7 protein-coding genes are annotated in these 11,373 nt (G+C 70.2%); 5 read left to right on the forward strand and 2 right to left on the reverse strand.

Annotation, left to right across the window (positions count from 1 at the left end; translation table 11 throughout):
* Positions 1 to 11 precede the first annotated feature (11 nt).
* Together AB0O00_RS06830 and AB0O00_RS06835 are read right to left on the reverse strand one after the other, a co-directional pair.
* Positions 12 to 2,456, reverse strand: a complete 2,445-nt coding sequence (locus AB0O00_RS06830) for a discoidin domain-containing protein (RefSeq protein ID WP_363649039.1) — start codon at positions 2,454 to 2,456, stop codon at positions 12 to 14.
* 159 nt (positions 2,457 to 2,615) lie between these two features.
* Positions 2,616 to 3,689 (reverse strand): LacI family DNA-binding transcriptional regulator, encoded by a 1,074-nt coding sequence (locus tag AB0O00_RS06835; RefSeq protein ID WP_363649040.1) that lies wholly within the window; start codon positions 3,687 to 3,689, stop codon positions 2,616 to 2,618.
* A gap of 138 nt (positions 3,690 to 3,827) precedes the next feature.
* Here AB0O00_RS06835 and AB0O00_RS06840 point away from each other — a divergent pair, with 138 nt between their 5' ends.
* The 5 genes from AB0O00_RS06840 to AB0O00_RS06860 all read left to right on the forward strand — a co-directional run bounded on the left by AB0O00_RS06840 (position 3,828) and on the right by AB0O00_RS06860 (position 11,310).
* A complete protein-coding gene (locus tag AB0O00_RS06840; protein ID WP_363649041.1) occupies positions 3,828 to 5,117 on the forward strand; it encodes an extracellular solute-binding protein in 1,290 nt (429 codons plus the stop codon).
* Positions 5,118 to 5,204: 87 nt separating this feature from the next.
* Positions 5,205 to 6,077, forward strand: a complete 873-nt coding sequence (locus tag AB0O00_RS06845; RefSeq protein ID WP_363649042.1) for a sugar ABC transporter permease — start codon at positions 5,205 to 5,207, stop codon at positions 6,075 to 6,077.
* A 6-nt stretch (positions 6,078 to 6,083) separates the two neighbouring features.
* Positions 6,084 to 6,938: a carbohydrate ABC transporter permease gene (locus AB0O00_RS06850; RefSeq protein WP_363649043.1), complete on the forward strand. Its 855-nt coding sequence runs from the start codon at positions 6,084 to 6,086 to the stop codon at positions 6,936 to 6,938.
* A 36-nt stretch (positions 6,939 to 6,974) separates the two neighbouring features.
* Complete coding sequence (locus tag AB0O00_RS06855; RefSeq protein WP_363649044.1) at positions 6,975 to 8,282, forward strand: glycosyl hydrolase; 1,308 nt, start codon at positions 6,975 to 6,977, stop codon at positions 8,280 to 8,282.
* A complete protein-coding gene (locus tag AB0O00_RS06860) occupies positions 8,272 to 11,310 on the forward strand; it encodes a glycoside hydrolase family 38 C-terminal domain-containing protein (RefSeq protein WP_363649045.1) in 3,039 nt (1,012 codons plus the stop codon). The genes AB0O00_RS06855 and AB0O00_RS06860 overlap by 11 nt, the downstream gene beginning before the upstream one ends.
* The last annotated feature ends 63 nt before the right edge of the window (positions 11,311 to 11,373 follow it).

An 11,373-nucleotide genomic window follows, 5' to 3' on the forward strand; every position in this document is an offset into this window, starting at 1 on the left:
GAGAATCGGGACTACTTGCCCCAGGCCTCGAACTCGTAGATGCGGGCGGCAGGATCGGAGCTCTGGGTCGGCTTGGTGACCACCAGCCGGACGTATCGGGCCGACACGTTCACCGCATGCGTGGTGACCCCCGCCGTGTTGCCGGTGACGTTCGCGACCGTCGTCCACGGGTCGGCGGTGCCGGACCTCACCTGGATCGCGAAGTCGCGGGTGTTGTAGGACGCGCTCTCGCCGCCCGCCGACGCGTGCTTGACCACGAACCTCGACAGCTGCTTCGCCGAACCGAGGTCCACCTGGAGCCACTTGGCGGAGGTCAGGGTGCACCACTTGTCGCTCGTGCCGCCGTTCACAGTGCCGTTGACGGCCTTCGCGGGACCCTCGTCGGCGTTGCACTGCCCGGACGCGGTGGCCGGCCGGTTGAGCGCGAGGTTGCTGCCGGAGGGCGGCGTGGCGGTCCACGTCACCGTGGTGGAGGCGGCCGTCGAGCGGCCGTACGTCGTCGAGACCGCCTCGACGTCGAGCACCGTGCTGCCCTCACTGCCCGCACGATCCAACTTGCCGACGAAATAGGCGTCGTTGGGCGTGGCGCCGAGGAACGTCCGGGTGCCGTCCGTGTTGCGCCGGTACACCTCGTAGTGGTGGACGTTGCCGCCGGGTGCCGCCGTCCAGGAGAGCCGCAAGGACTGGCTGACGCCGGCCACGACGTCGCTCGCGCCGAGGACGGTGAGCCCGGAGGGCGCGGCCGGCGACTCCACCGATCCGTCGTACACGGCGAGTTGGCCGATCCGCAGGTCGTACGCCGGGTCGGAGCCTTCGACCCGGAGCCCGATCTGGGCGATCGTGCGGCCCGCGTACGGCGACAGGTCGAGGGTGTGGCGCTCCCAGCCGGTCCCGGTGTCGTCGCCGAGGTCGAGCGCCGTGAACCTGTCGGGCGCGTCGGTGAAGGAGACCGCGGCCTTGAGCTTGGTCGGCCCGGCGGCCGGGGTCTTCACGACCATCGACAGCTGGGTGGTCGCGGCCACCGGCAGGCTGGTCTGGTACAGCCGCACGGTGTTGGCCGAGTCGAGCGTGCCGGTGAGGCGCAGCGAGGAGCCGCCCTGGTAGGCGTCGGTGAAGTCGACGGACGGGCTGAGCTTGCTGCCGTCGGAGGTGACGACCCAGCGGTAGGTGGGCGGGACGTCCTGGAGCGAGAGGTTGTTCCAGCCGCCCGTGGCCACGCGGGTGCCGCCGGCGTTGTAGAAGTCCCCTTGCCCGGTGCCGAAGTTGGTGACGAAGGGCTTGGCGGTGACGGGCGAGGACTCGGCGACGTAGCCGGCGAGGCCGGGCCAGCTGTCGGAGGCGTTGGTGTTGGAGGGGTCGGCGTTGGCGCCGACCCAGTAGCGGGAGTCCTTGGCGTAGAAGTCGTTGCGGTCAGTGGCGGACTTCCAGGTCCATTCGGGCCGGTAGAGGCCGAGCGAGGTGGTGTGCGGCTGTCCGGCCGGGAAGAGCGTGTTCCAGTCGACGCTCGTGTTGTAGCCGTTGGCCTCGGTGTCGATGCCGGAGTAGAGCTCATACTCGCTGCGGCCGAGCTGCCGGGCCAGCGTACGCGAGGAGTCCAGACCGGTCGGCGTCCAGCCGAAGTTGAGGAACATCGAGTCCGAGGTGCGCTTCGAACCATCCTGCAGGAAGGGGGAGTTGGCGGAGGTGAGCGCGTTCTGCCAGGCGACGGCGCCGGAGGTGGTCATGGCGTCGTACCACATGAAGTCGGTTCCGCCGCTCTGCGCCTTGGTGTACTGCATGAGGCCGCGCAGCTGGCCGGCGAGGGTCGAATCGCCGCCGCCCGTCTCCTGGTTGATGAACCAGCCGTCGAAGCCGTAGTACTGCGCGGCCTGGACGAGCTTGTCGGCGACGGGGTAGCGGTCGCCGGACCTCTGGACGAAGTCGCGCACCCATTGGAGCTGGCCGCCGTAGGCCGCGGGCGGGAAGAAGACGGTACCGTAGACCTTGACGCCGTTGCGGTGGGCGGCGTCGATCACGGTCGGGTTGGGGGCGAGGATGAGGCCCTCGCCGGCCGAGCCGCCCCAGAAGACGAGCTTGTCGACGTACTGCCAGTAGCCGAAGGCGTAGTAGTTGGGGTCGGCGGAACCTTGGGAGGGGTTGTTCGAGGTGGGGGCGAACGACACCAGGGAGGCTATTTTCCCTTCGCCCGCACGGGCGTTGGGGTTCGCCGCGAGGGACGGGTCGCTGGTGCGCGGCTGGAGGGGGACGCGGGAGCGGTTGAAGCGGGCGTCGGGGTCGGCGGCCGGGTCCCAGGTGAGGATGGTGCTGGGGTACCAGTACGACGCGTAGGGCTGGTTCCCGGCGGCGGCAGCGACCTGCACGGCGGGCGAGGCGGGCGAGGCGTGGGCGGCCGGCACGACGCCCAGTACGGCGGTCGCGAGCACGGCGCTGAGCAGTAACGGGAGACGTCTGGACATGCGCGGACTCCGATCGAGCGGAGGCGGGTGGGGGCAGGCCCACCGGCGCGGCGGGCCCGGGTGCATGCGGGCGTGACGGTGCGCAGCGAAGGAGGCGCCGACGATCGGCTGACGGTACGCAATCAACGAAATGCGCCGGACCCCCTCGGCGCAGCGAGGCTAAACCGGTTCAGAACCGCTGTCAACGACTCGCGCAACAACCGCTCCCCCGCGTGAAACAACCGGCGGCGCCGTCGACTCCCGGATGGTCAGCCGCGGTGTCGGCATCTGCAGGTCCCGCCCGGGCCCGGTCTCGTCCACGACCTCCAGCAGGCTGCGCGCCACCTGCTCCCCGAGGGCGAAGGTGTCCCGGCTGAGCGCGGTGAGCGGCGGGTGGACGATCCGCGCGAGCACCGAGTCGTCGAAGGAGACGATCGACAGTTCGCCGGGCACGGCGACTCCCATCTCGCCCGCGACGCCCAGCCCGGCGACGGCCATCACGTCGCTGTCGTAGACGATCGCGGTGGGCCGCCTGGCGCGCGACAGCAGCGTGCGGGTGGCCGCGGCGCCCTCGGCGTCGCTGAAGTCGGTCGGCACCGACACCGCCTCTTCGAGCCCGAGCCGGCGCGAGGCGTCGCGCAGGGCGCGGATCCGCCGCTGGGTGTGCTGGAAGTGCGGTAGGCCGGCCAGGTGCGCGATCCTGCGGTGCCCGATGGCGGCCAGGTAGTCGACGATGGAGAGCATCGCCGCCCGGTCGTCGGCCCAGATCCGCAGCTGGCCGCCGCCCTTGCCGGGCCCGCCGAGGACGACCGCGGGCAGCCCGAGTTCGTCCAGCACGGGCAGCCGCGGGTCGCGGGTCTGCAGGTCGACGACGATGAAGCCGTCGACGCGGTGCTCGGAGGCCCAGCGCCGGTAGACCGCGATCTCGGCGGCGGTGTCCTCGACGACCATCAGGTGCAGCGCGACGGAACTGGCCGAGAGCACCGCCTGGAGGCCGGAGAGCAGCTGGCCGAAGAACGGCTCGACCCCGATGGTGCGGGCGGGCCGGGCGATCACGAGGCCGACGGCGTCGGACCGGGCGCCGCCGAGGGCGCGGGCGGCGCTGTGCGGCCGCCAGTTCATCTCCTCCGCGACCCGCAGGATCCGGGCCCTGGTCGCCTCGCTCACGCCGGGTCTCCCGTTGAGCGCGAAGGACACCGCGCCCTTGGAGACACCGGCCTGGCGGGCGATGTCGGCGATCGTCGGTCTGCCCACGGGATCCGGCCCCTTCTCTTGACAGTCAAGTTTAGGCGGGAGCATAGTCCCTGGAATAGCTATACCGGTTTAGTAGTCCCCCTGTGCACGCACGACTGAGCAGCATCCCCACCACCACCCTGGACCGGGAGACCCTCGATGCGAAGAATCTGGGCGGCACTGACGACAACGGCGCTCACCGCCGCCGCGCTCACCGGCTGCGGACTCGGCTCCGACGACGGCAAGAACAGCGACAGCGTGGCCAGTGCGGCGGCCACCGGCGAGGTCAAGGGCAAGGTCTCGCTCCAAACCTGGGCGCTCAAGCCGAAGTTCACCGACTACATGCAGGGGGTGATCGACGGCTTCAAGAAGAAGTACCCCGGCGTCGAGGTCGACTGGCTCGACCAGCCCGGCGACGGCTACTCCAACAAGGTGCTCAGCCAGGCCTCTGCGGGCGACCTCCCCGACGTGGTCAACCTCCCGCCGGACTTCGCCCTCCCCCTGGCGAAGAAGGACCTCCTCCTCGACGTCTCCAAGGCCGACCCGAAGCTCGCCGACGAGTACGTCGCCGGCGGCGTCGACGCCTACCGCTTCGCCGGCCAGGACGGCGTCTACGGCTACCCGTGGTACCTCAACACCGATGTGAACTACTGGAGTTCGGACCTCCTGACGCAGAGCGGCCTGGACCCGAAGAAGCTCCCGGCCGGCCTGGACGACCTCATCGCCCAGGCCCGCGTCGTGAAGGAGAAGTCCGGCGGCAAGACCTACCTGATGAGCCGCAAACCGGGCATCGGCGACCTCTACAACGCCGGTGTGAAGATCCTGGCCGACGACGGCAAGTCCTTCACCTTCAACACCCCCGAGGCCGCCGCGCTGCTCGACAGGTACCGCGACGCGTTCAAGGAGGGCCTGCTGCCCAACGACGTCCTGACCAACACCTACGCGGGCAACAGCAAGCTGTTCAACTCCGGCACCGCGGCCTGGACCACCGCCGGCGCCAACTACATCACCTCGCTCGCCACCGACAATCCGACGCTCGCCCCGAAGGTCGTCCCGTCCGCCGCGTTCAACACGCCGCCGCTGTACGTCCAGGGCGTGTCCATCCCGAAGAGCACCAAGAACCCGGCCGCCGCCGTGGCCCTCGCCCGCTGGGTCACCAACGCGGAGAACCAGGCCGCGCTGGCCCACCTGACCAGCGTCTTCCCGTCCACCAAGGCCTCCGCGAACGACCCGTTCTTCAGCCGGAGCGACGGCACCAACGCGGGCGACGCCAAGGTGATCGCCTTCACCTCGCTCGCCAAGGCGAAGCTCATCCAGCCCGTCGTGATCGACGACGCGATGAGCACGGTCATCAACCAGCAGATCGCCCTGGCGATCAGCGGCCAGGCGAGCTCGAAGCAGGCGCTCGACTCCGCGGTCCAGCAGTGCGACAAGCTGCTCAAAGGCTGACCGCATTGCCCCGGCGGAGCGGCGGGCACCCCCACCCGCCGCTCCCGCCACCGGACACGCCCCGGCCCCCAGGAAGGCATCCCCCGCATGACCCACCGGCGCTGGTTCACTCCCTGGCTGCTCGCCGGGCCCGCGATACTCTGGCTGGCCGTCTTCAACCTGTGGCCGGCCGTCAACACGGTGATCCTGTCCTTCACCAACGCCAAGCCCCTGGGCGGCGGCCGGTTCACCGGCCTGGAGAACTACGGACGCCTGCTCGACGACGAACAGCTCGCCGACGCCCTGCTCAACAGCATCGTCTTCATGCTGGTCTGCCTGCCCCTGCTGACGGTCCTCCCCCTGCTGCTCGCCCTCCTCGTCCAGCGGAAGATCCCCGGCATCACCTTCTTCCGCACCGCCTTCTACACCCCCGTCATCGCCTCCGCCGTCGTCGTCGCGCTGATCTGGGGCTGGGTGCTGGACGACCGCGGCCTCGTCAACGGCCTCCTCCAGCAGAGCGGACTCGCCGACACCCCGGTCTCCTTCCTCACCGACCGGTGGCTCCTCCTCTTCAGCGCGATCGCCCTGACCACGTGGAAGGGCCTCGGCTACTACATGGTCATCTACCTGTCCGCCCTCGCCAACGTGCCGCGCGAACTGCACGAGGCCGCGGCCGTCGACGGCGCGAGCGCGCTGCGCCGCCTGTGGCACGTCACCCTCCCGGGCGTGCGGCCGACGATAGTGCTGGTCTCCGTGCTCATCTCGGTCAGCGCGCTGCGCGTCTTCTCCGAGCTGTACGTGCTCTCCAACGGCCAAGGCGGGCCCGGCGGTCGGGACATGTCCGTGGTGATGCTGATCCAGATGTACAGCCGCGGCTTCACCGGCCACCTCGGCTACGCCTCCGCGCTCAGCCTGCTGCTGTTCGTCATCACGCTCGGCCCGATGCTGCTCCTGATGCGCCTGAACCGGAAGGCGGACTGAACCGCGATGACGCCACGCCGCTCCCGGGGCTTCAACACCCCCTCCCCCGCTCAGACTTCAGCCCGCTACGCACTCCTCGCCGTCGTCCTGCTCCTCGTCATCGGCCCGTTCCTGTGGCAGCTGTCCACCTCCCTCAAGGGCCCGGGCGAGGACGTCTACACCCGCACCCCGGAGTTCTTCCCCGCGGACCTCACCTTCGGCAACTACGGGAAGGTCGCCGACGCCATCCCGGTGTGGACCTACGCCCTCAACTCCGTGATCGTGGCGGCGATCTGCATCGCGGGCAACGTCGTCGGCTGCACCCTCGCCGGCTACGCGCTCGCCCGGCTGCGCTTCCGCGGCGCCAAACTGCTGCTCGGGCTGTTCCTCGCGACGCTCGTGCTGCCCGGCGAGGTCACGATCGTCTCCCAGTACGTGCTCGTGCGCAGCCTCGGACTCGCCGACAGCCTGGTCGGCGTCGCGCTGCCCGGCGCCCTCGCGATGCTCAACGTGCTGCTGATGCGCACCGCGTTCGCCGCCGTGCCCGTCGAGTTGGACCAGGCCGCCCTGGTCGACGGTGCCACCGTCCGGCAGCGGCTGTGGCACGTCGGGCTGCCGAACGTGCGCGGCATGCTCAGCGTGATCGTCATCTTCACGTTCATCGGCGCCTGGGACGACTTCCTGTGGCCGCTGATCGTGCTCAACGACCCGCAGAAGTACACGCTCACCGTCGGACTCCAGTACCTCAACGGCACGTTCTCCGCGAACCCCCGGCTGATCGCGGCCGGCACGATGATCGCCTTCCTGCCGATCGTCGTGGTGTTCGCCGCCTGCCAGCGCTTCTTCTTCAAGGGCGTCGAAGAGGGAGCCGTGAAGGGCTGATCCCCACCGTCCCGTCTACTCGTCGAGGATGCCCACGTGACCACCACCCCTCCGGCCCCGCGCTTCGGCGTCAACTACACCCCGACCGCGGGCTGGTTCCACCACTGGCTCGACTTCGACCTCGACGCCGTCCGCGCCGACCTCGACTCGGTCGCCGCGCTCGGCCTCGACCACGTCCGGGTGTTCCCGCTCTGGCCGCTCTTCCAGCCCAACCGCACGCTGATCCGCCCGCGCGCCGTCGAACAGCTCGCCGCACTCGTGGACGCCGCCGGGGAGCGCGGGCTCGACGTCGCCGTCGACGGACTCCAGGGCCACCTCTCCAGCTTCGACTTCCTGCCGTCCTGGACCCGGACCTGGCACCGGCGCAACCTCTTCACCGACCCCGACGTCCTCGACGGCCAGGCCGCCTACCTGCGCACCCTCGCCGAGGCGCTGCGCGAGAGGCCGAACTTCCTCGGCCTGACGCTCGGCAACGAGATCAACCAGTTCTCCGGCGACCCGCACCCCGACCCCGACCGGATCACCCCCGAGCAGGCCGACGCGTGGCTGCGCCGGATGCTCGCCGCGTGCGAGGAGGGCGCACCCGGCCGGCTGCACCTGCACGCCTCCTACGACGCCGCGTACTACCTCGACGGACACCCGTTCACGCCGTGGCACTCGGCCCGGATCGGCGCCGCCACGGCCGTGCACTCGTGGGTGTTCAACGGCACCGCCCAGCGCTACGGCGCCGCGTCCACCGCGACCGCGCAGCACGCCGCCTACCTGGTCGAGCTCGCCAAGGCGTGGGCGGAGGACCCGGCCCGCCCGGTCTGGCTCCAGGAGGTCGGCGCCCCGGCCCCGCACATCGCCCCGCAGGACGCGGCCCGCTTCACCGGAGCGACCGTCGAGGCCGTCCTGGACTGCCCGGACCTGTGGGGCGTCACCTGGTGGTGCTCACACGACGTCGACCGCTCACTCGCCGACTTCCCCGAACTCGAGTACGGACTGGGCCTGTTGACCACCGACCGGACGGTCAAGCCGGCCGGCGCCCGACTCGCCGAGGCAGCGGCCGAGGCACGGAGCACGTGGCAGCCACCCAAGCCGCGGACGACAGCGGTGGTGATCGCCGCCGGCGAGGAGAAGACGGCGCCACGGCGATCGGTCTGCGGGCCCGGCGGCGCCGTCTTCGAGGCGTTCATGCACCTCACCGAGGAGGGCGCCCGCCCGACCACCGTCCTCGCCGAACACGCCGACGACCCGGCCCACCTGGCCGCGCGCGGAATCACCGAGGTGGTCCACCCGAAGGACGTACGTTCTTACCGACCAGTCCCGCCACGCAAGGGAGCCTGCCGACATGCACGATGACCGCACCCTGGTCGAGTCCCGCCTCAAGCGCGTCCTGGACGAGCGCATCCGCCCCGCCGTGTACCCCGAATCCGTCCCGCTGACCGTCGGCATCTGGACGGCACCCGGCGAGCCCGTCCCGGTCGCCGAGGGCCTCGCCGCACCGCGCTCCCCGATCACGGTCGGCGACGCGTGGGGCGCGCCGTGGGGCACCAGCTGGCTCACCGTCACCGGAACCGTGCCGCAGGCGTGGGCCGGGCGGACGGTCGAGGCGCTGATCGACCTGGGCTTCGACGCCAACATGCCCGGCTTCCAGTGCGAGGGCCTCGTCTACCGCCCGGACGGCACCCCGGTGAAGGGCCTCAATCCGCAGAACCAGTGGGTACGGGTCGCCTCCCCGGCAGCCGGCGGCGAAACAATCGTCCTCCACGTCGAAGCGGCGTCCAACCCGGTCATCCTCGACTACCACCCCTTCCTGCCCACCGAGTTGGGCGACAAGGAAACCGCCGGCCACGCACCCCAGTACAAACTCGCCCGGATGGACCTCGCCGTCTTCGACCAGACGGTGTGGCAACTGGTGATCGACCTGGAGGTCCTGGGCGAGCTGATGGCCGAACTCCCGGTAGAGAGCGCCCGCCGCTGGGAGATCCTGCGCGCCGTAGAGCGAGCATTGGACACACTCGACCTCCAAAACATCAACGCCACTGCGACAAGCGCCCGTTCCGAACTCACAGCAGCACTGTCCGCACCCGCCGCCCCCTCCGCCCACCGCATCAGCGCCATCGGCCACGCCCACATCGACTCCGCGTGGCTGTGGCCACTGCGAGAGACGGTCCGGAAGGTGGCCCGCACGACCGCCAACATGACCGCGCTGCTGGAGGACGAGCCCGAGTTCCTCTACGCCATGTCCCAGGCACAGCAGTTCGCGTGGATCAAGGAGCACCGCCCCGAGGTCTACGCACGCGTGCGCAAGGCCGTGGCGGATGGCCGGTTCGTGCCGGCCGGCGGCATGTGGGTCGAGTCGGACACCAACATGCCGAGCTCGGAGGCGATGGCCCGTCAATTCGTCTACGGCAAACGCTTCTTCCTCGACGAATTCGGGATCGAGAACCACGAGGCCTGGCTGCCCGACACCTTCGGCTTCACCGGCGGCCTGCCGCAGATCATCCGCAACGCCGGCTCCAAGTGGCTGCTCACGCAGAAGATCTCGTGGAGCCAGGTCAACAAGTTCCCGCACCACACGTTCCTGTGGGAGGGGATCGACGGCACCCGGATCTTCACCCACTTCCCACCCGTGGACACCTACAACTGCTCGATGAAGGGCAGCGAAATCGCGCACGCCGCACGGAACTTCAAGGACAAGGGAGTGGCGAGGCACTCGCTCGCACCGACCGGCTGGGGCGACGGCGGCGGCGGGACGACTCGCGAGATGGTCGCCAAGGCCGCCCGCCTGAAAAACATCGAAGGCTCGGCGACGGTCCACTGGGAGCGCCCGGCCGAGTTCTTCGCGAAGGCCGAGGCCGAGTACCCGAACCCGCCGGTCTGGGTCGGCGAGCTGTACCTGGAACTGCACCGGGCCACGCTCACCAGCCAGGCGAAGACCAAGCAGGGCAACCGGCGCAGCGAGAACCTCCTGCGCGAGGCCGAACTGTGGTGCGCCACAGCCACATTGCGCACTGGCGCGGCGTACCCGTACGACGATCTGGACCGCATCTGGAAGACCGTACTGCTGCACCAGTTCCACGACATCCTGCCCGGCTCGTCCATCGCGTGGGTGCACCGCGAGGCCGAGGCGACGTACGCAAAGCTCGCCGACGAGCTGGAATCCCTCATCGCCCAAGCCCAGCAGGCCCTGGCCGGAAACCCAGGCGAGCGCGAACTGATCTTCAACGCAGCACCACACGAACGCAGTTCCGTCCCCGCAGGCGGAGCCGCACCGGCACCCACCACACCCGGCGGCTGCACCGCAACCGAACGCCCCGAGGGCGGATTCACCCTCCGCAACGGCCTGTTGGACATCACCATCGACAGCGACGGCCTCGTCACCTCCGTCGTCGACGTGGCAAGCGGCCGCGAAACCGTAGCCCCCGGCACCAAGGCCAACCTCCTCCAGCTTCACCCCGACTTCCCCAACATGTGGGACGCGTGGGACGTCGACCAGTTCTACCGCAACACCGGAACGGACCTCACCGAAGTCGACACGCTCACCGCCTCCGCCACCCCGGACCGGGCGACCGTCCGGATCGAGCGCTCCTTCAACTCCTCCCGCGTCGTCCAGACGCTCACCCTGCACGCGGGCGAGAAGCGCCTGGACATCGACACCGAGGTCGACTGGCACGAGACCGAGAAGTTCCTCAAGGCCGCGTTCCCGCTCGACCTCCACACCGAGCGCTACGCCGCCGAGACCCAGTTCGGCCACCTCTACCGCCCGACCCACACCAACACCAGCTGGGAGGCCGCGAAGTTCGAGGCCTGCAACCACCGCTTCGTCCACCTCGACGAACCCGGCTGGGGCGTCGCCCTCGTCACCGCGTCGACGTACGGCCACGACGTCACCCGGACCGTGCGCGACACCGACGGCGGCACGACCACGACCGTCCGCTTCTCACTGCTGCGCGCCCCACGCTTCCCGGACCCGAAGACCGACCAGGGCTCGCACCACTTCCACCACGCCCTCGTCCCCGGCGCCACCATCACCGACGCCGTCCGCGAGGGCTACCGCATCGGCCTCCCCGAACGGAGGGTCACGGGAAGCGCCGAGACGGTGACCCCCCTCCTGACCGTCGACAACGAAGCCCTGGTCGTGAGCGCCGTCAAACTCGCCGACGACCGCAGCGGCGACCTGATCGTCCGCATCTACGAGTCGAACGGAGGCCGCACGAGGGGCCGTCTGACCACGTCCTTCCCCCTCGCGGGCGCCCAGCCGTGCGACCTGCTGGAACGCCCGTGGGACGGAACGCGGGGCGACGTCACGCTGGTCGACGGCACGGTGGAGCTGGCACTCCGCCCGTTCGAGCTGGTGACACTGCGCCTGAGCCAGGCCGGCTGACAGAAGCAGCGGGCGCGCGAGGCAAAGCCACCCCCGGCCCCCGCCCATTGGGGGGGCCCCCCC

This window comes from Kitasatospora sp. NPDC093558, from assembly GCF_040683475.1.
Lineage (GTDB): Bacteria > Actinomycetota > Actinomycetes > Streptomycetales > Streptomycetaceae > Kitasatospora.